Raw genomic sequence first — 22108 nt, forward strand, 5'->3', positions numbered from 1 at the left:
ATGCTCTTTTAATATAGATGAGAGTTATCGCAGAAGTTTGATCAACTTGTAAACAAAATGTCAACAAATGAAGGAATCATTGTTATGTAATATCTTGCAGGTATAAGAAAAAACCTTATTTCAATAGAAATAAGGTTTACTTGAAGGATATGATATAAGAGCGATCGTCAAAAAATTGGGCTGATGAGTTTTCCATAGAAATATACCGGTTTTGTTCATAAACGAGCAGGTTGCTGCCATCTGGACTCCAATATATTTCTGATGGGCTGGTGCCGTGGTATATAGGTTCTGCGTAGAGGACATTTTTCCCTTGCAGCTTTCCTGCATAAGTATTGTCCTTGTCATATAAAGAGTAAGCGATCTTCTTTCGATCATTAGATATGGTAAAAACAGCTACATTTTCGAGCAGAACAGAGAGCTCACTGTTTCTGAGGTCGTATTCGTATAAGGTTTCTCCGATACCTAAAAATACAAATTGGTCATTGTTTAACCAAACAGGTTCACCATAGGGGCTAATCTGCCGCTTATTTTGAATAGTGATGCTGTCACCGCTGATGGTCCCCGTCATAATGCGATATTGTTGCCCTTGTAACATGGTTAGCAGCAAACTACGTCCATCATTTGAAATGGAAACTGCCGTAAGCGAATCCTTTTCATCAACATTCTTCAATGGATACGTTTTGAGGGTTCCGGAATCTATGTTGAATACATTGACCGCAGTCTGGTCATTTTTTGTCGTGTCAATGACAAGATAACAAATGTATTTGCTATTATTTGACCATGAAATATCCTGTACAAAGGCATCCTTGCTAGAAGAAAAGCTGGCTACTTCCTTTTTGTTTCTGTTCGTCAGTGATATTAGATTTAGTGTTATCTTATTTGATGACATCGTTAATCCGGCGATACTTTTCCCGTCGGGAGACGACTTAAGGTTGGAAGTATTGCGGTCAATGCTCTGCAGAGTTTCAGGTTTTTCAAAAGGATAGGAGACATTCTGAAGATGCTGCGCTTTACCTTCCGTTGTGTCATTTCCTTTGAAAAAACCAACTACAGAGTTTGATGAAGACCAGCCAAGCAACTGGTCAGCTTGAGGGAGGCGATATATCTTCTTCACCTGAAAGGAGTCCGACTTCTGATCGTCATCAATCTGGCTCTCTTCCTTGTTTGGAATGATAATGGTTTCAGATCGCTTGCCCATATTATAGCTGGATACAAAAATCAAGGAAATCAATAATATCCCTGACAATATAATAAACCGTTTGTTCTTCATGATCATTTCTTAACCTTCATGTAAGCTAGTTCAATAGTGATGATTGTATGGTTTTCTTCGTAGAACATCTTGATTGTTCCTCCATGTTTTTCGACAATTGTTTTAACTATGCTTAACCCCAACCCTAAACTTCCTTCTTCCGTCACCTTTTGGTTTATTGAATAAAAAGGCTGAAACACTTTTGTGTATTGGTTGTCGTCATATGGATCACTTGGATTTTTGAACATAAAAAGAACCTGATCTCCCGTAACTTTAGCCTGAATCATGATTTCAGAATGAGATAAACTGTATTTGATCGCATTGTCCAAAAGATTAATAAAGAGTTGGCGCACTCTATTCTTTTGACCATACACATAGAGACTGTCTTCTATCTCATAGGTGATCTTCTTTTTATATCGTTCTGCACGAAATTTCATAGATTCGCATACATCTTTCAAAATCGTTCCTGCATCAATCCTATCGAATTGTTCTTTAGAGGTTTCTCTAGATACCTCAAGAAGTTTTATAACCAAATTGTGCAGACGCCGGCTTTCTTCAACAATATGATTCATTCCTTTATCAAAAAACGCCTGATCTGATTCCCCTTTTTGTTTTATGATTTCAGCATAGCCTTGAATAGAAGTCAGAGGTGTTTTCAGTTCATGGGTCATATTGTCAAAAAAACGTTTTTCCTGTTCATTAAGTTCCTTTAACCTGTCCCGATCTTTTTCGATAGTTGAAATTTGATCCCTAATTCTGGTGATCATATCATTGAAATTAACCGTAAGCTGGCCAATTTCATCTTTTCTAGAAAAATGGATATCCACATCCAGCTTTCCCTTTTTGACTTCTGAGGTGGCCTCTGTCAGCTTGACGATTGGAATCGTGATGTGTCTGGAGAGTATATAAGAGAAAAGAAACGCCGCCACAAATATCGCAAGAGCGATATAAAAAATAATATTTAAAATCTCTCCGCTTTGTTTGTAAAGCAAATTAAAATCTTTAGAAAAACGCAATATGCCAACTTTTGCACCATCAATGACAACTGGATAAGAAAAAAACACCTGTGCTTGATTTCGATCATAGGTGATATGATAAGCATTTTTTCCGTTAATTGCTTTTGCTAGGTCCTCGTCAATGCCTTGCGAAAACACTGTTTTATTAGAAGAAGACAACAAAGTGCCATCTACGGTATAAACGCCTACATTGCTTCCTGTTGAATGAGTTAAACTATCCACTATTTCATCGGCCATATCGCCGAAGTATAGTTCATTGTTTTTATAATGATTGATTAAAAATGCTTGATTGATATACATGATGCTGTTTTTTTTTAAGTCTATTAAATCTGAGGTCACAATTTTTTCATTGCTTGACCAAATGACACTTTTGACCGTTTGATTGAGCACTAGGAAAGAGAGAGAAAAAATCAGAAAAAAACCAATAATAAATTTACCCTTGATCGTCCGTAACACTCTCTACTCCTCCTGCTTCTCGAATTTATATCCAATGCCAAACACTGTTTTAATGAGGTCGCTTGCATCCAGTTTTTTACGGAGTCTTTGGATATGAGTATCTACCGTACGTGTATCCCCGGCAAAATCGTAGCCCCAAACGAATTCCAACAGCTCTGAACGTGTAAAGATTTTTCCACGATGGTCAATCAATGTCTTAAGCAGATCAAATTCTTTAGGAGTCAAATCAACAATGATCCCATCTTTTTTTACTATTCTTTCGTCTGGGATCATCACAATATTTTTTAATTGAATGTGATCCTCTTTAGACGATCCTCGATCATTCACGTGGTTAGCTTGTTCAAGACGCCTGAGTATTGTACGAATTCTGGCGATAACTTCACGCAAGTCAAATGGCTTTGTAATATAATCGTCAGCCCCAAATTCCAACCCAAGGACTTTATCAGTGATATCTGACTTTGCGGTGATCATAAGTATAGGGATATTATAGCGTTGGGTCACTTTTTTACAGATATCCAATCCGCTGCAATCTGGCAGCATCCAATCAAGCAGCAGAAGATCGGGTTTGAATTGGTCTAACTGTTTCATCCCTAAAGTTCCGTTAGATTCAGTACACGTTTGAAAACCTTCCTGCGTAAGCCCGTATGAAAGCAGATCTGCTATTGCTCCATCATCTTCAATAATAAGTATTTTCGTTTTATCCATTATTTCATTCATTCCCTGTTTCATGATTAAATTGAATATATCTATCTTAGAGTCTGCAATATCACTCATTATAGCATCCTTTTTAATAGCGATTATTCAGAACTTCAGATCAAACTATAATTGGATATATTTTCACCATCGTCAACAAAATCGGGGGAATTGAGCTATCGTTGGATTAGAGGACTATGGTAAACAATTTTAATTGATAAATGAGCTTATTAAAAAGAGATGCGGGTATCTTCTTTATTTATGTATAAGAGCGTTTCCATATCGTTTGATTTTATTGGGTGTTAAATAGGTAAAGCATACCCCGCCAACTGTAACCACTCCGCCTAGCAGAGAGATCAATGTGGGTATCTCGCCGATCCAGAGCCAAGATATGATCAAGGCTAAAGCCGGTGTAACATAAAGTGAAAGGGTTGCTTCTGAAGCACCGACGAGTGAAGTGACATATGCTAGTGCGAAGTAAGGAATAACCGTCGGCAATAATCCTAAGTAAACGATAGACAAAGTTGCGCTTATTGAAGCGTTCATCATCTCTTCGCCTAAGCCTGGCAGAAACACAAGCATAGGTATTGTTCCGCCCCAAATGGTGAATGTAACGAATGGAATAAAACCATATTTTTTTATATAGCGGGCTTGAAAAACGAAATAAATACTCTCCGAAAATGCTGCCAGCAGGATGACCAAGATACCGCTCATTGAATATGTAAAGTCTCCCGCCCCAAATGTAATCAATAATACACCCAATAAACTGATCATAGAGCCAAGCCATTTCGTAAATCCAAAATGCTCTTTATAAAACAGGCGGGATAGCATGGCTGAGAAGATCGGTGCCGTAGTAACGAGTAAGCTTGCAACTCCGGCACTAACTGTTTTTTCACCGATGTTCAGCAAAATGTGATAGAGTGCAAATCCTAAAAACCCTAAAAGAAAAATGGCAGGAATGTCTTTCAAGTCGGGTAGGCGCTTCTGAGTCAAAACAGCAAAAAGCAATAATGCCATAGAGCCGATTAACAAACGAAATAAAGCAAGGTGTTCTGGTGTGTACCCTTCTAGTCCTGCGCGAATTCCCGGAAAAGCAGATGCCCATAAACCAATCATGAGACTATGAGATATAATTATTTGAACTGTTTTCTTTCGCATTCCTCTCACTCCTCTTTACAAAAACCAACCAGTTATTTAATGTGTTTTTATATTAATAAAGATTTGGTGATATGGCTTCAACCAGTTAAATGGATTTTGACCCAACCAATTTATTTTAAGGAGACCGATTCTATGAGCTTTCCAGAAGAAAAAAAGATGAAAAAGCTCCCTAAGTACAGACAAATCGTTCATTTTATTAAAGAGAAAATAGGAAATGGAGAGTGGCCGATTGGAAGCAAGATTCCAAGCCAGCGCACGCTTGCAAAAGATTTTCAGGTAAATCGGAGCACAGTGATTACAGCGTTAGAGGAATTGATGGCCGATGGGTTAATAGAGGGCACAATGGGGAAAGGCACAGTTGTTATCAACAACACATGGACACTGATGGCTAAGAATTCTGCTCCCGATTGGGATCAATATGTCACCTCTGGCATTCAGATGCCAAGTCGGAAAATCGTTCAAGAGATAAATCAATCAGAATCAAATACAGACCTTATACAGCTCAGTAAAGGTGAACTTTCAGCTGAGATTTTTCCTTTGGCTGTTATGAAAGAAATGATGGGGAAGGTATCTCAACACATGGAGGCATTCGGATATGAAGAACCAAAAGGTTACTTACCTTTGAGGGAGGCATTAAGCAACTATTTAAAAACCATTGGAATCAACGTCTCATCTTCTTCCATTCTGATTGTCTCAGGAGCGTTGCAAGCCTTGCAGCTGATATCAATGGGGCTGTTACAAAGAGGATCAACCGTTTATCTTGATCAGCCCTCCTACCTTTATTCATTACACGTATTTCAATCAGCTGGTATGAAGCTGACTGGACTTCCTATTGATAATGAAGGACTTTTGCCTGAAAATGTTCATTTAACAAGAGGAGAGCGGGGAAGGGCTATCTTATATACAAATCCATGTTTTCACAATCCGACTGGTATTCTTATGTCTAAAAAGCGGCGTGAAGAGATCCTAGCAGTAAGTGAGAATACACAGCTTCCTATTATTGAAGATGACATTTATCGTGAGTTATGGATCGATGAAATTCCGCCATATCCTATTAAAACAATTGATAAAAATGGACACGTACTGTACATAGGAAGTTTATCGAAAACATTAAGCCCAGGTTTGAGGATTGGATGGATCGTCGGACCGGAACCGGTGATTGAACGTTTATCTGACATTAAAATGCAAACAGATTACGGATCCAGTTCGCTATCCCAGAGAGTAGCGGCAGAGTGGTTTACTTCCGGCCACTACCAGCAGCATGTAGAAAAGGTTAGGCAGCAATTAAAGGTGAGAAGAGAATTGGCCTTGAGTGCTATAGAAACTCATTTGAAAGAAGTGGCGACATGGAATATCCCAAAAGGAGGGTTTTTTGTCTGGATAAAAATATTGCCTTCCATATCAATGAAATTACTTTATACTAAATCCTTATCAAAAGGGATTCTGCTCAATCTCGGCAGTATCTATGCTCAGGAAAAAGGGAATTATATTCGCTTATCATATGCTTATGCATCTCTTGAAGACCTTCAAAAGGGGATTTATGAGTTGGGTTTAATGATAAAAGAATTGGCAAGTAAGTAACTTTTATATCCTTAAATGGATGTTTCACTAAAAAAAGAGATCAAGCCTAATGATCGCTTGATCTGATAATAACAAGGGTTACTAGAATAGACCAAATCATGGCTTGGTCTTAAAATGATCATGTCTCTGAACGAAAAGTCTTTCCGACTTCTCTTCCTAAACCAAAGTAATGTCTGAAATTATAGATAAGCGGGCTCCATTTGGAAGGGTCGATATGGTTTTCGTCCAGTATAATACTTTCCTCGGCATGAAAATGTAGTGCCTGCGTCTCTACAATTGCGAATGACGATTCATATTCTGGAAGCCGAATGTGTTTCACTTCAGCTTCTATTTGGATAGGGCATTCTTTGATTCGTGTTGGTGATACTGTTTTTGATTGTAAAGGCGTTAACCCTGCTGCCTCGTATTTTTCTTTTTTATATGTAAATCCGAGCTGTTTCTTCAAAGGCGGTATACTCTTTTTTCCGCTATAAGATGAAATTCTTTCAATGTTTTCCCATAATTCCGGGCCAGGCAAGTTTATGACACACTCTTTGTGTCTTTCCAAATTGTCGATGGCTTTTCCTCCCAGTCCTACTCCAAGGATTATATAATGTCCAAGAGCCCAAGAAGAAGACATAGGACTAATATTAGTGGTTCCATCCTCATTCAATGTGGTTAGAAGAAATGTCGAGGTACCATAATACATGATCTTGGGTTTGATTTCTTTAAATCGACGAGTGTCTCGTTTTTTGATGTTCAACGTTTTTTCCTCCTTATCACGCTTACATTTATATTGTAAAGGATTAACATTTCAACTATCATCGAAATATGAATGTAAGGAGGAAAATCATGAATCCTAATATTGCAAAAATCTCTTCGTTGCTATCAGATCCCTCGCGTTCTTCCATTCTTCTCAGTCTAATGGATGGAAGGATACACCCTGCTGGAGAGCTTGCATATCTCGCTAACATTAAACCTCAAACCGCAAGTTTTCACCTGAATAAATTGCTTGAAGCAAAGCTGATTAGCGTAGAGAAGCATGGAAGACATCGGTATTACAGAATGGCTGACTCAGATGCTGCAAATGTGATCGAACAATTGCTTCATATTGCGCCTAAAGCAAAAGTCAAATCTTTAAAAGAGTCAAAAGAGAAAAAGGACTTGCATTTCGCCCGTACCTGTTATGATCATTTGGCAGGTTATGTGGGCGTGCAAATGGCACATTCACTAGTTGAGCGGGGGATGTTAAAAAAAGTTGATTTAAACTTTGAGGTGACTTCAGAGGGTGCTTTATTCTTTTCGAAGTTAGGCATCAATGAAGAGCAACAACGGAATAAGAGGAGAGCTTTTGCACGCTGCTGTTTGGATTGGAGTGAACGGCAGCATCATATTGCAGGAGCATTAGGAAACGCCCTATTGATGCGCATGTTAGAAGAAGAATGGATCGTTCGTATGCCTAAAACGAGAGCGATTAGGATTACACAAAGCGGGAAAATCGCGTTTGAGAAGCATCTAAACGTGATGATTTAGGATTTTGAAGCGGAAAAACCAGATGATGAGGCACGATATCTAGGAGGAGTAAGATTTGTTCTAATCTTACTCCTTCTTCTTATTTTGAAGCAGCTCGATTCCCCATTGCAATAGAGATGCGGTTCCAACTGTTTATTTGATTAATGATCAGAACAAGGTCAACATATTGTTTCTCATCATAATGTTCCCGCACCCGATGATATAGCTCATCAGGAACCCTTTTAGATGGGATGAGCGTGATGTGTTCAGATAGTTCGAGAGCCGCTTTCTCTTCAGGTGAGTAAAAATCACATTCATTCCAAGCATGTAAACAGTAAATTCGCTGTTCAGTTTCGCCCATTTTGCGGGCATCAGAAGTATGCATATCTAAGCAGAAGGCACAGCCGTTTATTTGAGAGACTCTGATTTTAATTAGCTCTCTCGTTGTTCGGTTAATTGAAGATTGTTTCGTGTATTTCTCCATATCCATCATGATTTTCATACCTTCAGGTGCAATCTCATAGTAGGACACTCTTTGACTCATAAGGCAAGACTCCTTTCCATAGAATACCTAGATTGTATCCCGGTATTGATCATTTTACCAATGTGCGGTTTGAATGACAGCTGTTTCATTGTCTTTTGGAAAGAAGCTTCTTTGAATAAAAATAAGGGTAGCCAGCAATGATGAGTGGAGCTGCTAATGCAAGCAGTCTCCATGAGCCTGATTGGCTGTCTTTAGTGACTCCAATGAATATATAAGTACCGATCAGAAAATATAATAAAGCGCCTAAAAACCAATACATGTTCATTCCTCTTTTTCCTTGCATGTGATTTTTGATTGAGTATGTTTGTCTTTCTCATTGCTTAATCGATCAAGGCACTGATTTTTTAACACTTTTTCAGTCCGGATTCCTTTTCTTTTTAATGATAAAATTGTGAGATCAATCGATTTCAATGATGATCATTCCTTTTAAATAGTGACTTCTCCATTATTGTAAATGGAAATTCGGAAAGATAAAACGTACATAAAGGCAGAACGCTTATGTACGTTTGGGCAATGATCCATGTTGGAAACGCTTATGCTTCACCGCATCTTTGTATTGTTGAGTACCTTCTCTTCCTATAAAATGATGGGATACATGTATATGTGGCTGGAGTGTATATCGCTTCTGCCAATGGAAAGGAAGTGAATGAGGTTTGCGTATCAGGAATCCTTTCAAAGAAAAATACTACTCGCATGATAGACGGGCATTAAACATGCTTGCGCTCAGAGTGCCAGGGCTGGCTTTTATTCTCATGATCTATGTAGCCTCTGTCGTGCTGCAATTTATTACTGCGAGCTGGTCCATTTTATTGCTTAATGTCTTCACGATATTGATGGCTGTTTTTTCTTTTCTGCATTGGCATTCATATCGCTGGGTGAAGAAAAGGGTCATTCTATACTTTGTACTGCAAGGTTTGATCACTTTTACACTTGCTAATCTCATGACGGGCTTCTTAGTGCTGGTCCTCATTGGCCTTTATGCATTTTTGATTGGACAGATTATAGGAATGGCAGACAGAAGAAAAACTTTCCTCATTATATTTTTATTGCTTCTTCTGTTAATAAATGTAACTAATCAGATTCACAAAGGTGAATATTTGCATTTTATTGTGATTGCTGCACCTATCATGATCGTGATTATTACTTATGCCGCTACATTATTTGCCCAAGTCGATGAAAGGATAAAAGCGCAGCTGACTCTCGAAAGGCTGGAGCTGGCTCATCAGCAGGTAGAACAGCTGACGCTGCAGAACGAAAGACAGCGGATGGCCCGAGACTTACACGATACGCTTGCTCAAGGTCTTGTCAGTTTAAATATGCAGCTGGATGCGATTCATGTTCATCTCGCAAAAGGCAACACAGAGAGAGCGAAGGAAATCATACAACAATCGATGAAAAGAGTGAAAAGCACATTAGCTGATGCACGTTCAGCTATTGACGATCTCCGCAGCAAATCAGAAGAAATCGGTGTTTTAAAAGAAAGAATTACCTCGCTGATGGATCATTTTATAGAGTCGACAGGCATGGCTTGTTTATTAGATTACAGATTGCATCAGGTGCTGGATGTGCGTACAGCTGAAAACTGTTATTACATCATTGGAGAATGCATGACGAATGCGGCAAAGCATGCTGAGGCGAAAACAATCTGGATATCCATTTGGGATGATGAAAAGGGAAGGCTCCATTTAACAGTTAAGGATAACGGCAAGGGATTTGATGTTGAAAAAGGAAAGAAAAAGAGAGGACATTATGGGCTTCTTGGCATACAAGAACGCGTCAGGGCAATAAATGGCCAATTCAATATCAAGAGTACAAAATTGAAAGGAACACAAATTGAGATCACTGTACCAATTCAGGGAGAGATGCAAGATGAATAAGGTTTTAATCGTTGATGACCATCTTGTCGTGAGGGAAGGTCTGAAGCTTTTAATTGAAACGAATGATCAATACACCATTATAGGAGAGGCGGAAAATGGAAAAGTCGCAGTCCGTCTTGCAGATGAGTTAGAACCGGATATCATTCTGATGGATTTGTATATGCCGGAGATGAGCGGGTTAGAGGCCATTAAACAAATAAAAGAAAAACACGATACCCCCATCATTATTTTGACTACATATAATGAAGATCACTTAATGATCGAAGGGATTGAATTAGGAGCGAAAGGATATCTGTTAAAGGATACGAGTTCAGAAACTCTTTTTCACACAATGGATGCAGCGATCAGAGGTAATGTGCTGTTGCAGCCTGATATCCTCAAACGTCTTCAAGAAATCCAATTTGAGCGGATGAAAAAGCAGCGCAGTGAGACGCAGCTGACAGAAAAGGAAGTCATTGTTCTAAAAGCAATTGCTAAAGGTCTTAAAAGCAAAGCGATTGCCTTTGATTTGGGCGTCTCTGAGCGAACAGTAAAGTCCAGATTAACGTCCATTTACAATAAATTAGGCGCGAATTCAAGAACTGAGGCAGTAACGATTGCCATGCAAAAAGGTATTCTGACAATAGACAACTAAACTCCATATTTGAAAATTGCCCAAACGTACATGCCCGAATGTACGTTTTTTTTATTTCATTCTCCACTACAATGAGAAATGTGATCAAGCAATGTGTTGAAAGGAGATTATCATGTCAAAAATGTTATATACATTAGGAGGATGGGTTGCTCGCAATCGCATAAAAGTCATATGTGCGTGGATCGTTGTGTTAGTTGCTTCGATAGGCCTTGCAGTCACCTTAAAACCAAGTTTTTCTGAGGATATGTCCATACCTGACACACCTTCGGAAAAAGCGATGGATGTGATTCAAAAAGAATTTCCTCACGGTCCTGATAAAGGGAGCATACGGGTTATTTTCGGTGCTGGTGATGGGGAGAAACTTACTGGGAAGCCAGCAAAAAAAGCAATAGAAGATACGTTCAAAGAAATCAGTAAAGATGATTCTGTTGACTCGATTGCAAGTCCTTTTGTGACAGGGACAATCGCGAAAGATGGCACAGTTGCCTATGCTGATATCAAGTATAAATCATCAGCAGATGATATAAAGGATTACTCTATCAAACACTTAAAAGACAGTTTGAAAATGGCTGATGATGAAGGATTGCAAACTGAGCTAAGCGGAGATGTACCGGGAGCTGAGATGGAGATAGGCGGTGTCTCTGAAATTGTCGGCATTATCTTGGCTTTTGTCGTTTTAGCCATTACATTCGGTTCTTTATTAATAGCAGGTTTGCCGATTTTAACTGCACTGATTGGTTTAGGTGTAAGTATTGGACTGGTTTTGATTGGGACACAAGTATTTGATATTGCTTCCGTCAGTCTTTCATTAGCCGGAATGATTGGCCTTGCTGTTGGTATTGATTATGCTTTATTTATTTTTACGAAACACCGCCAGTTTTTAGGCGAAGGCATACAAAAGAATGAATCAATTGCGAGAGCCGTGGGAACAGCGGGAAGCGCAGTCGTTTTTGCCGGACTTACTGTTATCGTTGCACTTTGCGGATTGACTGTCGTTAACATTCCTTTTATGTCTGCGATGGGGCTGACAGCAGGGCTTAGTGTACTGATGGCTGTTTTGGCTTCCATCACACTTGTGCCTGCGGTCTTATCGATTGCAGGGAAGCGGATGATTCCGAAATCAAACAAGAAAATAGAAAAACAAAGTACTGAAACAAATGTCTGGGGACGCTTTGTCACCAAAAATCCTATCATGCTAAGTGTATGCAGCATTCTGATTTTGCTCGTCATTAGTATCCCGTCTATGCATTTGGAACTGGGCTTGCCTGATGCTGGGATGAAAGCTAAGGATAATCCGGATCGCCGGGCATATGACTTGCTTGCCGAAGGCTTTGGAGAAGGATTTAATGGCCAATTAACAATCGTAGCGGATGCCACAAATGCTGCAAAAAATAAGGCGGAGGCTTTCGCAGATGCAGTGAAAGAAATAAAGGGCTTAGACCATGTAGCAAGTGTCACCCCTGCAATGCCTAATAAAGAAGGGAACTTTGCCATCATTACGGTCGTTCCGGAAACAGGTCCAAATGATGTCACAACAAAAGATTTGGTACACGATGTACGCAGTTTGTCAGATAAAAACGGAGTAGATTTGCTTGTTACTGGATCGACTGCAGTGAATATTGACATTTCAGATCGCCTGAATGATGCGATACCGGTGTTTGCTGTACTTATTGTTGGCTTTGCGTTTGTATTGCTGACCATCGTTTTCCGTTCGCTGCTTGTGCCGCTTGTTGCTGTTGCAGGTTTCATTTTAACGATGACAGCCACTCTTGGAATCTGTGTATTTGTCTTGCAAGACGGCAATCTCATCGATTTTTTCAAAATACCTGAAAAAGGGCCGATACTCGCCTTCCTGCCGATTTTATCGATTGGGATTCTGTTCGGTTTAGCTATGGATTATCAAGTATTTCTTGTCAGCAGAATGCGTGAAGAATATGTAAAAACAAAGAATCCAGTACAAGCCATTCAGGCTGGATTAAAACACAGTGGTCCTGTTGTTACAGCAGCCGGCTTGATCATGATCTTCGTGTTTGCAGGATTTATCTTTGCAGGTGAAGCTTCTATTAAAGCCAACGGATTAGCTCTTTCCTTTGGTGTGCTCTTTGATGCCTTTATTGTAAGAATGACACTGATTCCAAGTGTCATGAAGCTGATGGGGAATGCAGCCTGGTATTTGCCGAAATGGCTGGACAAGATGATTCCGAACGTGGATATAGAAGGGCATCAACTGACAAAGGAAATACAGCCAGAAATAGATCATGAACAAAAGAAGCAAATCATGTAATAGAAAAAGCAGATCTTTTATGATCTGCTTTTTTGCTTATGGTAGTATTTAGAAGATGAAGTCGACAGTTAAAAGGAGACGCTTATGGCGCAATCACTCATTTTCGATATGGATGGAACTTTGTTTCATATTGGCAGAAGCTGCGTCATGCTAGCAGGCATCCCAGGAGAAGTGATAAAGCACATCAAATGATTTTTTTGACGCTGCCTTCTCTCCATAATGCCTAGGTTCTTGATAATTCTAAGAATAAACTAACTGATCATATAAGAAACCTAAAGAAACAAGCACACAAAACCAGCTGCGGGTTTTGTCCAAGAATAATAGCGTCCATAAGAGAGACTCTATTTTTTGAAATGCCCGGCTAGAAGCATATTCAGGACTTTAGAAATGCAAATCACTATCTTATAAGCCCTTACCGTGAAATGCCTGTTTCTGCACTGAAAAAACGCATTACACGTTCATTTACGTAAGCGGGTTGTTCCATCGATAAAACATGTCCGGCATTTTTAATGACTTCCGCCTCAATATCAGGAACGAATGAAGAGGCTCGGTGCAGGGCTGAGTGGGGATCATAGATGACTTCATGTTCACCAAGTAATAATAGGATAGGAACTCTTGCTGAACGTAATTCCTCATCGGTAAAAACATACGGAAATCCGTCGGCTTTAGGATTTGGATTTCTTGATCCATCCTGCCACATTACCCCTGCCTGAAACTGCTTCACAAAAATCGGGTGCAGCACATTCTGATCATTCATCATCCAATTTAAGAATTTTTCAACTCCATTTGACGCTGTAAGGCCAAGAGCGTATTTGTAGAAATCGTGATGAAATGGCAAAAACGTTTCTGCCGGACTCAGTATAGCTGCGCTTTTTACTCTCTCAGGCATACGTAAAAGGAAATTCATCGTATGGAGACCGCCAAGCGAAAGTCCGATCATGTGGGACTTTTCGATCCCCAGATTGTCAAACACATCAAGAAGCCAATTGGCGTAATCCGTTCTTGTACCGCTTAAATTCTCAGGAATACTCTTGTTTTTATCACCTATGATGTCAACTGCATAAGTTCTGTAGTTGCTGCTCCAATCGGCGATGTTGGGATACCACATCGTCGAGCTGAATAATGCTCCGTGGAGTAATACAAGCGGCGGGGCATCCTCTGGGCCGCTTGCAATCACATGTGTTTGACCAAAACGAGTAGATATATAGAATGATTTGCAACGGACCGGCCAAAGACTAAGGCTTTCATTATAAGTTTGATAATAGCGGATACCGTTGTCACTTAATTCGGGAATACTAGATGAATGGTTTGACATACAAATGCCCCTCCCAATTTTGTTTATATGAATGTGCCGTTTCGTGATGGGGAATCTGATTTTGATATAACAGACTTTATTTACAATATAATACAGTTGTTATTCGACGTCAAATCCAAGATGAAAAGGAAATAAAACGATTGAAACAGATTATTGAAAATCAATATAACAGAATATTAACCTCCTTTGTGGAGCCGCTTCATTAAAACCGCAATTCAAATGCATGAATCACAAAAATCACAACAGGAGGGATCAAGAGGGAAGGCAGCAAATTCAATGTTTTGAACTTCTTGATTCCAAGAATGCTTAGACCTGAACTGAGGATGAGTATGCCTCCCACAATTGTGATTTCATTAATAAGGTCTGTATTGATTGCGCTCTCCATTACTTTAGCAAATAAATAGATGGAGCCTTGCCAGGCAAATAATACAATGGCAGCAGCCGCTATTCCAAAACCAAAAGTTGAAGCGAGCACAATGGAGGTGATCCCATCTAACATCCCGTTTGTCAGGAGATATGTATAATCTCCATGCAAAGCGGCTTCAACAGGGCCCAATATTGACAGCGAACCGATACAAAATAATAAGACCGCAGTTGATAAGCCCTCTGCTAAATTGCTTTTAGAAAATTTGTTCACCAGCTTGTTGAATCGTAATTCTAAATTGATGATCTGGCCTAGCAAACCTCCAATGGCTAAACTCACGATGAATAGAATAGGATATTTACTATCAGGCAAATGCTGTGTAATGGCGTTGATCCCCAGCGCGACCGCAGCGAATCCCATTGCCTGCATCAAAATATCCTGGTATTCATCTTTAATGCCTTTTTTGAATATCCCCCCGATTATGCTTCCTGCAATGATCATCACTGTGTTAAAAATCGTTCCAAACATAAGCTTTCTCCTCCAAAAATCATTCCTGCATAAAAAATAAACCCTCTAGTTAGTAGAGAGTCAAGGGAGATAAAAACATATTCATGAGATTATTTGATGGGCATCAGGATTTCAGTCACGTAATTATCTAGGTTATTCGTAATACCATAATCAATGAGTGTGATTTCGATTGAGTCCCCTGCTACCTCATAATGATGTTCTTTCATATATGCCAGTAATTTTTTGTAGTATGGTTCGGCTTCTGGATGTGACCCTTTAAACCTAATTTGCAGATATTCTTTTGAAGGAAAGATGATTTCTGAAGAAGTTTTTTCATTTTCATCTTCAAGAATCATAAATATACTGGAATATTTGTCAAACTGTTTTGCTTTCACATTTGCTGCTGATATGGATAAACCGATCTTGCCTATGAATATATCTTCGTTCACATTCAGGTGGGTTCTCAATTCAGCTAACGAATGTTCGATATCATGGCCGAGAACATATTCATGCTGCAAGTAAGCCACACGCATTGCAGGAAGTTTGATTTTTGAAATTTGATGTAACGGCATGTTAACGGCATCTTCTATATGTGCGATGCGTCGGGAGATCTTTCGTTCGATGCGTTCCAATTCTTTCTTCTTGCGGTCAATTTCAGCCTGCTGGCTTTTTAGTAAATGAAGAAGAGTGTTTGTATTTTGAGAGTTATAAAAATCAAGAAGCTTATTGATTGGCAGGCCTAGGGCCCTCAAATACTTGATGGTATCCAGCCGCTCAAACTGTTGGGTAGAATAATATCTATAGTTTGTTTGCTCGTCTTTATATTCCGGTTTCAAAAGACCGATTTCATCATAATACCGAAGAGCAGAGATTTTCACATTGAATAACTTTGACACTTCTCCAATCGAAAAAAATTCCTTCATTCTAACAACCTTTCTGTCCCTATGATTGATATACACACATTATATAGTACGGCGAGTTCTAAAGGTAAAGTTTGCAGCATAAAGAAAAAACTCCTTCTAAAAAAGGAGCTTTTTTATTCTTCGAAATAAGGATTCACATGGATGAGCACTTCTTCTACATCTGAAAACTGTCTTTTGATTTCATTTCGAATTTCGCGGGCAATGTCGTGTCCCTGCTTAATTGTCAAATCATGATCCAAAGATAAACGGACATCAAGCAATTTATAGTGGCCGTGTTCTCGCGCGCGGATTCTATCGATTCGTTTTACCTGATCACATTGAAAAATAACAGCTTTATATTCCTCTATCAGCTCGGGATCAACACTCTTTTCCATGAGCACATCAACAGACGGCCTGATTAATTCCATTGAAATCTTAAAAATGAGGTAAGCAACGATTGCACTGGCAATTGCATCGGCGTACAACAGATAGGACCATCCGCGGGTGTTTCCGATGATAGCCAACAGGACGCCGATAAAAGCGGCAAGAGAGGCCACGATATCGCCTTTATGATCGTATGCGATCGCTATAATCGCCTTACTGTTCCATTTCTCCCCCTGTTTGATGGAATAACGATATAAGATCTGCTTAGCCATGTAGGAAATCAGTGCCGCAAACAATGCGCTATATTGGGGAACGCTTGGCCCTTTAACAAAAGACAGAATCGCTTCTATGAGGATATAAACGGATACGATCACTAAGATAATTCCTACAATCGCCTCACTAATGACTTCAGCTTTTCCGTGACCAAAAGGATGGTCTTGATCGGGCGGTTTATTGGAAATGCCGATCACTGCCAAGACTGCAATCGAAGCAACGACATCTGCCGCGGAATGTATTCCGTCTGCAAACACGGCTTCACTATCGCCTACCAGCCCAAAAAAGACCTTTCCTGCCATTAAGATCAGATTGGCGATCAATGCAATCAAAGCAACTTTTCTGCTTATTTGTTCTCTTTCACTTGCCATTTTTCCCTCCTATAAAACTGCACAAAAAAATAGGAGTGCTCTATATACGCTCTCCGTATCCTTTCTTGTGTAATCACTTTGCTTATCATACCAATTCAATTTCGAGTGGGTCTATAGCAACGTTGTTTCCTGTTTACTAATAAATAAGGTGACAGAAAAAAAGTTGGAGTTGTGCTAAAAGGTCATACAATGAGTTCTAATGTAACAACAGTGATGATTCGCAATTAAAATGCTGTCGTCAGAGAAAAATTTCCACCTGATTCTCAAAAACCTATTGACATGAGAAGATCTGTATTTTATTATTATCTCATATTAAAGATATTTTAATTCGAGATATTTGATTGAAAAGATCAGCGATCAAGCGCAATTCTAAGTGTTCAATCGTTGTCAGTTCTTTTACACAATATTCAATATGATTTTTTATAACATAATATCTCGAATTCGAGATAAAAGGGAGTGTAGCGTAATGGCTGAATTTACACAGTTAGTCAATGAAAGACGATCTGCAAGCAATTTTCTTTCAGGTCATCCAATCACAAAAGAAGATCTCAATGAGATGTTTGAATTGGTTGCATTGACACCATCGGCTTTTAATTTGCAGCATACAAAATATGTGACGGTTCTTGACCAGGACGTAAAAGAAAAGCTGAAGCATGCCGCAAATGGACAATATAAAGTGGTTAGCTCTTCTGCGGTTCTCTTGGTATTAGGGGATAAGCAGGCATATCAACAAGCGGCCGATATCTATGAAGGTTTAAAGGTATTGGGGATATTAAATAAGCAAGAGTATGACCACATGGTGCACGACACTGTTTCGTTTTATGAAAACAGGGGAGAACAATTTAAGAGAGATGAGGCGATAAGGAATGCTTCACTTTCTGCGATGATGTTTATGCTGAGTGCTAAGGAAAAAGGCTGGGATACCTGCCCGATGATCGGCTTTGATGCGGAAGCCGTAAAACGGATTTTGAACATAGACGACCAATTTGAGGTTGTCATGATGATTACGATTGGAAAAGAAAAAACAGAGAGCAGAAGACCGCGCGGCTACCGGAAGCCTGTGAATGAGTTTGTTGAGTATATGTAAAAGGAGCGGATAAAAATGGCTAAAAAAACGATGGGAATTCATCATATTACAGCGATTGTCGGTCACCCTCAAGAGAACACAGATTTCTACGCAGGAGTGCTTGGGCTTCGTTTGGTCAAGCAAACTGTCAATTTTGATGACCCAGGTACGTATCATCTTTATTTTGGGAATGAAGGCGGGAAGCCGGGAACAATCATTACCTTCTTTCCGTGGGCCGGAGCCCGCCAAGGCGTCATTGGAGACGGTCAAGTTGGCGTGACTTCGTATGTCGTGCCGAAAGGGGCTATGGCATTTTGGGAAAAGAGACTAGAAAAGTTCAACGTTCCATGCACCAAAATCGAGCGCTTTGGGGAACAATATGTAGAATTTGATGATCCTCATGGACTGCACTTAGAAATCGTGGAAAGAGAAGAAGGAGAGGCTAATACGTGGACTTTCGGAGATGTAACGCCCGATGTTGCCATTAAAGGTTTTGGGGGTGCAACCCTATTATCAGCGCAGCCTGACAAAACCGCTGACCTTTTAGAAAACATCATGGGGCTGGAGCGAGTCGGCAAAGAAGGAGACTTCGTTCGTTATCGTTCCGCCGGTGATATCGGAAATGTGATTGACCTTAAGTTAACGCCTATTGGCCGCGGGCAAATGGGGGCCGGAACGGTGCATCACATCGCTTGGCGGGCTAACGATGATGAAGATCAGTTAGATTGGCAAAGATATATTGCTTCCCACGGATATGGTGTAACTCCTGTTCGGGATAGAAACTATTTTAATGCCATTTACTTCAGGGAACATGGGGAAATCCTGTTTGAAATCGCAACTGATCCCCCGGGCTTTGCACATGATGAAACACAAGATACAATGGGCGAAAAACTGATGCTGCCTGTGCAATATGAACCGCATCGCACACAAATTGAACAAGGGCTGCTGCCGTTTGAAGTAAGAGAGTTAGATTGATTTGACACATAAAAAATAAAGAAACATATATTCAATTGATGATTGCTGGATATGTCAGCAAAGAATCAGATGAAATCAAAGATGAGGAGAGATACAAATGGAAGATGCAGGACTGTTGCTTATTCGTATAATGATTGGTGTGGTGTTTTTGTTTTATGGCACACAAAAATTATTCGGCTGGTTTGGCGGATACGGGATTAAAGGAACCGGACAATGGTTCGAATCAATTGGGGTGAAACCAGGAAACGTTGCGGCCGCGCTATCAGGTCTTGGGGAGTTAGTAAGCGGAATTCTATTTATTTTAGGCGTATTCCTCCCGCTTGGAGCTGCTATCATAACGATCATTATGTTAGGTGCCATCGTAAAAGTCCATGGCGCGAAAGGTTTTGCGAATGGCGCGGGAGGTTTTGAATATAACCTGGTGCTCATTGCAGTTTCCATAGGGGTTGCACTCATCGGTTCAGGAGCTTACGCTTTGCATTTTTAATAAGAAAGTATGTAAGAACAGTTGCTGCTTGTCAGTAACTGTTCTTTTATTTTGATATTTTCGGCAAACTTGCAGGTACTCTGCAAAGCAAAAAAGCGGATATCATAAATATAAATCTGTATAGTGAATGATACGTATTGATGAGCTTGGTCATGAAAAACAGACCTATTTGAAGGAGTAAATGGATGAAAGAGATGACAGGATTACATTCATTAGATTCTATAGAAAATTTTATCAAACAGCACAAATTCAGTTTTATTTATATATCAAGGCCTGGCTGTACAGTATGTCACGCAGTTCTGCCCCAGCTCAGAATAGTATTGGATCAGTTTCCAAACATCAAATTGGGGCATATCAATGCTGACGATGTAACAGAGGTCGCCGGCAGATTTTCAGTTTTCACCGTTCCTGTGCTTCTTTTGTTCATTGATGGGACTGAGTTTCTAAGAGAAGCCCGTTTTGTTCATTTTGAACAGCTTGAACAAAAGCTGAAAAGGGTTTATCGATTATATGAAGGTGAATAAAGAAATAAGGTAAATAAAGAACTCAAATGAGTTCTTTTTTTGCATCAATTTATTCTTCACTAGGTGAAGAAGGGTTATCAACCTGCCCTTGATCACTTGTATCATTATCACAACTTGCTGAAATAATAATTGAATTAGAAGGAGAATAATCTCCTAATGTGAAATTGACTCCGTAATTTTTGCTGTTCGCAGTATGGCTGTTTTGCAAGTTTTGTCCGATATCTGTATTGGCGTTTTGTGTCATTCCATTTATCGTGAGATTTGAAATGTTGATTTGAGATCGCATGCTTCAAAAACTCCTTTCACTCAGAAGTAGCCGTCATAGAGGACGCTGGCAGTCTATTTACTTCTATGATATTGCGTTTTTATATCATTGCATCAACATAATGGTAAAAATAATAGCGCCTCTTTAAGTGAGTGATTGAGCATCTTTTTTGAAGATGATCAACCTATCAGCAGAAATAAAGCCGCCTGATAAAGAGGCGGCAGATCGTTATATGTCATCTATGAATTTGATGTATCGTTTTTCGTTTGCCTAAAGGATAAGATGGTCGTTTTTAATGATGAGTAGGAGCCTATAGCAGCGTAGCCATAAAACCAGCCCATAAATACGCCAGAAAAGAGGCTGTGTCGATGGCTTATGAAAACAGAAATGACAAGGCCTGTTATTAAGGCAACTGACGGTACAAATGTTTTGGGGATTTTCAATAATATTTTGAGGATTTGGGTTATCAATATAATGATTGGAACGGCTATCACAGCATCCCAAAAGTTTGTGTGAATAATTGGAAAAGGCATACGGCACCTCATGAAGTGTTCATTTCTTATTTTTACGCTAAAAGCTTGGAAAGCAGTTCTTGGACCGCATTTGTAACATGTAGGGCTTGATTGGCGGAGCTTGTTTGGCTTAAAGCATTGGATTCAAAAACCAAACCTGTATTATTCCCTCCGGAACCATCTGTCTCTTTAGAAACAGAGAAAGGGCTGATGGAGAATGCAAAACCGTTATTAAAAATGCTGTTTCCGGATATCGAATGAATATATACTGGGAATTTCATCTTTCATCTCTCCTCTCTGTTATGACTGTTTATACAATATGGTGTGTGAGCAGCAATTGCTTAAACAAAACGGCAAAAACATTTAACGAGAGACAAAAACCTGCAAAATTCCACAAGTGCCTGTTAATGCAGTTTTTTAGGGATGTTTTTTTTATTCTTTTTACCAATTTCATCAAAAATATTCTGATTGCTAGACAAATGGGCTTGTCCGTCCTTATTTATGAAATCCGGGTGAATGAGTTTTTTCAGATCCCTGACAGTTAAGGGTTTGGCGTCATCAGTTAATTCTATTCCTAATTGCCCGTTTGCCTCTAATGTCGCAATTTTGACATCTTGTATAGCCGTAACGCCGTGAAGCCTTAGATGCATTTCAAGTTGATCAACTGTAAGTCTCATCTTCTTTAAGTTTTCGATATGAAGCTGTCCGTTTTCAATAACAACTTTTGCTTTTCCGGTCAACATCTTTTCAATGAAGTTCGATCTCATTTGGATCCATTCTATAACGATGAGTGTTATTGTGAAAATTGCCGCCGCAATTAATGTTTTGAAAAGGCTGTACTTGATGATTGGCTGCACGATAATAGTTCCGATTGAAATCATGACAACCGTTTGAGTTGAAGTCATTTGTGCGATTGATTTCATTCCTGAAATTCTCAGCAAAATGACTCCGGCTACAATGAGAACAAGAGATTCCCAAGTGAAATTCATGCTACCACCTGACCAATGATGAATTAGATTTGTCATGGGATTGGCTTTTCTATCGGCCAATCGCAATTTAATATATCCGAAAGGCAGTTGGTTCATTCTGTCCTAAACCAAACGATATTTTTGGTATAGATGGATATATTAAGCCAAACAATGATAGCAGCAGGAGTTTTTTGGCCAAAACAATCTGGGAG

At 39.5% G+C, this 22108-nt stretch carries 25 protein-coding genes; 9 read left to right on the top strand and 16 right to left on the bottom strand.

The annotated features are described in order from the left end of the window. Positions 1-136: 136 nt before the first annotated feature. The 4 genes from AC0OMA_RS03130 to AC0OMA_RS03145 form a co-directional block, all read right to left on the bottom strand. The gene (locus AC0OMA_RS03130) at positions 137-1276 is read right to left on the bottom strand and encodes a WD40 repeat domain-containing protein (RefSeq protein WP_474221896.1); all 1140 of its coding nucleotides are present in this window, start codon (positions 1274-1276) and stop codon (positions 137-139) included. Then, positions 1273-2721 (bottom strand): HAMP domain-containing sensor histidine kinase, encoded by a 1449-nt coding sequence (locus AC0OMA_RS03135; RefSeq protein WP_015482855.1) that lies wholly within the window; start codon positions 2719-2721, stop codon positions 1273-1275. Before AC0OMA_RS03135 ends, AC0OMA_RS03130 begins: the two co-directional genes overlap by 4 nt. A 3-nt stretch (positions 2722-2724) precedes the next feature. Continuing rightward, a complete protein-coding gene (locus AC0OMA_RS03140) occupies positions 2725-3426 on the bottom strand; it encodes a response regulator transcription factor (RefSeq protein WP_181218391.1) in 702 nt (233 codons plus the stop codon). A gap of 243 nt (positions 3427-3669) precedes the next feature. Then, positions 3670-4572, bottom strand: coding sequence for a DMT family transporter (locus AC0OMA_RS03145; RefSeq protein ID WP_181218335.1), 903 nt, complete (start codon positions 4570-4572; stop codon positions 3670-3672). A 132-nt stretch (positions 4573-4704) separates the two neighbouring features. Between AC0OMA_RS03145 and AC0OMA_RS03150 the strand changes: the two genes are divergently transcribed. Further along, the gene (locus AC0OMA_RS03150; protein WP_181218338.1) at positions 4705-6153 is read left to right on the top strand and encodes an aminotransferase-like domain-containing protein; all 1449 of its coding nucleotides are present in this window, start codon (positions 4705-4707) and stop codon (positions 6151-6153) included. Positions 6154-6271: 118 nt separating this feature from the next. On the opposite strand, the gene AC0OMA_RS03155 is transcribed toward AC0OMA_RS03150, so the two are convergent. Beyond that, positions 6272-6895 carry a flavin reductase family protein gene (locus AC0OMA_RS03155; protein WP_015482859.1) on the bottom strand — a complete coding sequence of 208 codons (624 nt, stop codon included), beginning with the start codon at positions 6893-6895 and terminating at the stop codon, positions 6272-6274. Between the two features lie 89 nt (positions 6896-6984). On the opposite strand from AC0OMA_RS03155, the gene AC0OMA_RS03160 reads away from it, so the two are divergent. Continuing rightward, a complete protein-coding gene (locus tag AC0OMA_RS03160; protein ID WP_181218341.1) occupies positions 6985-7665 on the top strand; it encodes an ArsR/SmtB family transcription factor in 681 nt (226 codons plus the stop codon). 79 nt (positions 7666-7744) lie between these two features. Here AC0OMA_RS03160 and AC0OMA_RS03165 read toward each other — a convergent pair whose 3' ends face one another. From AC0OMA_RS03165 to AC0OMA_RS03175, 3 genes are all read right to left on the bottom strand, one after another. Then, positions 7745-8188: a carboxymuconolactone decarboxylase family protein gene (locus AC0OMA_RS03165; protein WP_181218343.1), complete on the bottom strand. Its 444-nt coding sequence runs from the start codon at positions 8186-8188 to the stop codon at positions 7745-7747. A gap of 85 nt (positions 8189-8273) precedes the next feature. After that, the gene (locus AC0OMA_RS03170; protein WP_080030634.1) at positions 8274-8453 is read right to left on the bottom strand and encodes a hypothetical protein; all 180 of its coding nucleotides are present in this window, start codon (positions 8451-8453) and stop codon (positions 8274-8276) included. Further along, a complete protein-coding gene (locus AC0OMA_RS03175; protein WP_015382874.1) occupies positions 8450-8599 on the bottom strand; it encodes a hypothetical protein in 150 nt (49 codons plus the stop codon). The genes AC0OMA_RS03170 and AC0OMA_RS03175 overlap by 4 nt, the downstream gene beginning before the upstream one ends. Positions 8600-8841: 242 nt before the next feature. Between AC0OMA_RS03175 and AC0OMA_RS03180 the strand changes: the two genes are divergently transcribed. From AC0OMA_RS03180 to AC0OMA_RS03190, 3 genes are all read left to right on the top strand, one after another. Further along, positions 8842-10065: a sensor histidine kinase gene (locus tag AC0OMA_RS03180; RefSeq protein WP_474221897.1), complete on the top strand. Its 1224-nt coding sequence runs from the start codon at positions 8842-8844 to the stop codon at positions 10063-10065. Further along, positions 10058-10699 (top strand): two-component system response regulator YdfI, encoded by a 642-nt coding sequence (gene ydfI / locus AC0OMA_RS03185; RefSeq protein WP_015382876.1) that lies wholly within the window; start codon positions 10058-10060, stop codon positions 10697-10699. Before AC0OMA_RS03180 ends, ydfI begins: the two co-directional genes overlap by 8 nt. A gap of 112 nt (positions 10700-10811) precedes the next feature. After that, on the top strand, positions 10812-12983 hold the full coding sequence (locus AC0OMA_RS03190) for an MMPL family transporter (RefSeq protein ID WP_181218347.1): 2172 nt from the start codon (positions 10812-10814) through the stop codon (positions 12981-12983). Positions 12984-13395: 412 nt separating this feature from the next. Here AC0OMA_RS03190 and AC0OMA_RS03195 read toward each other — a convergent pair whose 3' ends face one another. From AC0OMA_RS03195 to mneP, 4 genes are all read right to left on the bottom strand, one after another. After that, a complete protein-coding gene (locus AC0OMA_RS03195) occupies positions 13396-14298 on the bottom strand; it encodes a carboxylesterase (protein ID WP_181218349.1) in 903 nt (300 codons plus the stop codon). A 202-nt stretch (positions 14299-14500) separates the two neighbouring features. Next, on the bottom strand, positions 14501-15190 hold the full coding sequence (locus AC0OMA_RS03200; RefSeq protein ID WP_015382879.1) for a DUF554 domain-containing protein: 690 nt from the start codon (positions 15188-15190) through the stop codon (positions 14501-14503). Between the two features lie 89 nt (positions 15191-15279). Then, on the bottom strand, positions 15280-16092 hold the full coding sequence (locus AC0OMA_RS03205; protein WP_474221898.1) for a MerR family transcriptional regulator: 813 nt from the start codon (positions 16090-16092) through the stop codon (positions 15280-15282). Between the two features lie 113 nt (positions 16093-16205). After that, positions 16206-17099: a manganese transporter MneP gene (gene mneP / locus AC0OMA_RS03210; RefSeq protein ID WP_015382881.1), complete on the bottom strand. Its 894-nt coding sequence runs from the start codon at positions 17097-17099 to the stop codon at positions 16206-16208. Between the two features lie 466 nt (positions 17100-17565). On the opposite strand from mneP, the gene AC0OMA_RS03215 reads away from it, so the two are divergent. From AC0OMA_RS03215 to AC0OMA_RS03230, 4 genes are all read left to right on the top strand, one after another. Beyond that, positions 17566-18186: a nitroreductase family protein gene (locus AC0OMA_RS03215; protein ID WP_474221899.1), complete on the top strand. Its 621-nt coding sequence runs from the start codon at positions 17566-17568 to the stop codon at positions 18184-18186. A gap of 15 nt (positions 18187-18201) precedes the next feature. Further along, the gene (locus tag AC0OMA_RS03220; protein WP_322840190.1) at positions 18202-19140 is read left to right on the top strand and encodes a ring-cleaving dioxygenase; all 939 of its coding nucleotides are present in this window, start codon (positions 18202-18204) and stop codon (positions 19138-19140) included. A gap of 97 nt (positions 19141-19237) precedes the next feature. Further along, complete coding sequence (locus tag AC0OMA_RS03225) at positions 19238-19627, top strand: DoxX family protein (RefSeq protein ID WP_003234169.1); 390 nt, start codon at positions 19238-19240, stop codon at positions 19625-19627. 185 nt (positions 19628-19812) lie between these two features. Beyond that, positions 19813-20151 carry a thioredoxin family protein gene (locus tag AC0OMA_RS03230; RefSeq protein ID WP_015482866.1) on the top strand — a complete coding sequence of 113 codons (339 nt, stop codon included), beginning with the start codon at positions 19813-19815 and terminating at the stop codon, positions 20149-20151. A gap of 49 nt (positions 20152-20200) precedes the next feature. Here AC0OMA_RS03230 and AC0OMA_RS03235 read toward each other — a convergent pair whose 3' ends face one another. The 4 genes from AC0OMA_RS03235 to AC0OMA_RS03250 form a co-directional block, all read right to left on the bottom strand. Beyond that, complete coding sequence (locus tag AC0OMA_RS03235) at positions 20201-20437, bottom strand: spore germination protein (RefSeq protein WP_015482867.1); 237 nt, start codon at positions 20435-20437, stop codon at positions 20201-20203. Between the two features lie 218 nt (positions 20438-20655). Further along, the gene (locus AC0OMA_RS03240; RefSeq protein WP_252494309.1) at positions 20656-20949 is read right to left on the bottom strand and encodes a hypothetical protein; all 294 of its coding nucleotides are present in this window, start codon (positions 20947-20949) and stop codon (positions 20656-20658) included. Positions 20950-20981: 32 nt separating this feature from the next. Beyond that, positions 20982-21209, bottom strand: coding sequence for a spore germination protein (locus AC0OMA_RS03245; RefSeq protein WP_015482869.1), 228 nt, complete (start codon positions 21207-21209; stop codon positions 20982-20984). Between the two features lie 123 nt (positions 21210-21332). Then, complete coding sequence (locus AC0OMA_RS03250) at positions 21333-21917, bottom strand: DUF421 domain-containing protein (RefSeq protein ID WP_015382887.1); 585 nt, start codon at positions 21915-21917, stop codon at positions 21333-21335. Positions 21918-22108 lie beyond the last annotated feature (191 nt).

The sequence above is a fragment of the Bacillus sp. AMCV2 genome, from assembly GCF_056033925.1.

Bases quoted from the DNA above. Each gene is read 5' to 3' on its own strand.
- AC0OMA_RS03130 (WP_474221896.1), bottom strand. From the start codon at position 1,276: ATGATCATGAAGAACAAACGGTTTATTATATTGTCAGGGATATTATTG.
- AC0OMA_RS03140 (WP_181218391.1), bottom strand. From the start codon at position 3,426: ATGGATAAAACGAAAATACTTATTATTGAAGATGATGGAGCAATAGCA.
- AC0OMA_RS03145 (WP_181218335.1), bottom strand. From the start codon at position 4,572: ATGCGAAAGAAAACAGTTCAAATAATTATATCTCATAGTCTCATGATT.
- AC0OMA_RS03150 (WP_181218338.1), top strand. From the start codon at position 4,705: ATGAGCTTTCCAGAAGAAAAAAAGATGAAAAAGCTCCCTAAGTACAGA.
- AC0OMA_RS03160 (WP_181218341.1), top strand. From the start codon at position 6,985: ATGAATCCTAATATTGCAAAAATCTCTTCGTTGCTATCAGATCCCTCG.
- AC0OMA_RS03165 (WP_181218343.1), bottom strand. From the start codon at position 8,188: ATGAGTCAAAGAGTGTCCTACTATGAGATTGCACCTGAAGGTATGAAA.
- AC0OMA_RS03170 (WP_080030634.1), bottom strand. From the start codon at position 8,453: ATGAACATGTATTGGTTTTTAGGCGCTTTATTATATTTTCTGATCGGT.
- ydfI (WP_015382876.1), top strand. From the start codon at position 10,058: ATGAATAAGGTTTTAATCGTTGATGACCATCTTGTCGTGAGGGAAGGT.
- AC0OMA_RS03190 (WP_181218347.1), top strand. From the start codon at position 10,812: ATGTCAAAAATGTTATATACATTAGGAGGATGGGTTGCTCGCAATCGC.
- AC0OMA_RS03195 (WP_181218349.1), bottom strand. From the start codon at position 14,298: ATGTCAAACCATTCATCTAGTATTCCCGAATTAAGTGACAACGGTATC.
- AC0OMA_RS03200 (WP_015382879.1), bottom strand. From the start codon at position 15,190: ATGTTTGGAACGATTTTTAACACAGTGATGATCATTGCAGGAAGCATA.
- AC0OMA_RS03205 (WP_474221898.1), bottom strand. From the start codon at position 16,092: ATGAAGGAATTTTTTTCGATTGGAGAAGTGTCAAAGTTATTCAATGTG.
- mneP (WP_015382881.1), bottom strand. From the start codon at position 17,099: ATGGCAAGTGAAAGAGAACAAATAAGCAGAAAAGTTGCTTTGATTGCA.
- AC0OMA_RS03215 (WP_474221899.1), top strand. From the start codon at position 17,566: ATGGCTGAATTTACACAGTTAGTCAATGAAAGACGATCTGCAAGCAAT.
- AC0OMA_RS03220 (WP_322840190.1), top strand. From the start codon at position 18,202: ATGGCTAAAAAAACGATGGGAATTCATCATATTACAGCGATTGTCGGT.
- AC0OMA_RS03225 (WP_003234169.1), top strand. From the start codon at position 19,238: ATGGAAGATGCAGGACTGTTGCTTATTCGTATAATGATTGGTGTGGTG.
- AC0OMA_RS03230 (WP_015482866.1), top strand. From the start codon at position 19,813: ATGAAAGAGATGACAGGATTACATTCATTAGATTCTATAGAAAATTTT.
- AC0OMA_RS03235 (WP_015482867.1), bottom strand. From the start codon at position 20,437: ATGCGATCTCAAATCAACATTTCAAATCTCACGATAAATGGAATGACA.
- AC0OMA_RS03240 (WP_252494309.1), bottom strand. From the start codon at position 20,949: ATGCCTTTTCCAATTATTCACACAAACTTTTGGGATGCTGTGATAGCC.
- AC0OMA_RS03245 (WP_015482869.1), bottom strand. From the start codon at position 21,209: ATGAAATTCCCAGTATATATTCATTCGATATCCGGAAACAGCATTTTT.
- AC0OMA_RS03250 (WP_015382887.1), bottom strand. From the start codon at position 21,917: ATGAATTTCACTTGGGAATCTCTTGTTCTCATTGTAGCCGGAGTCATT.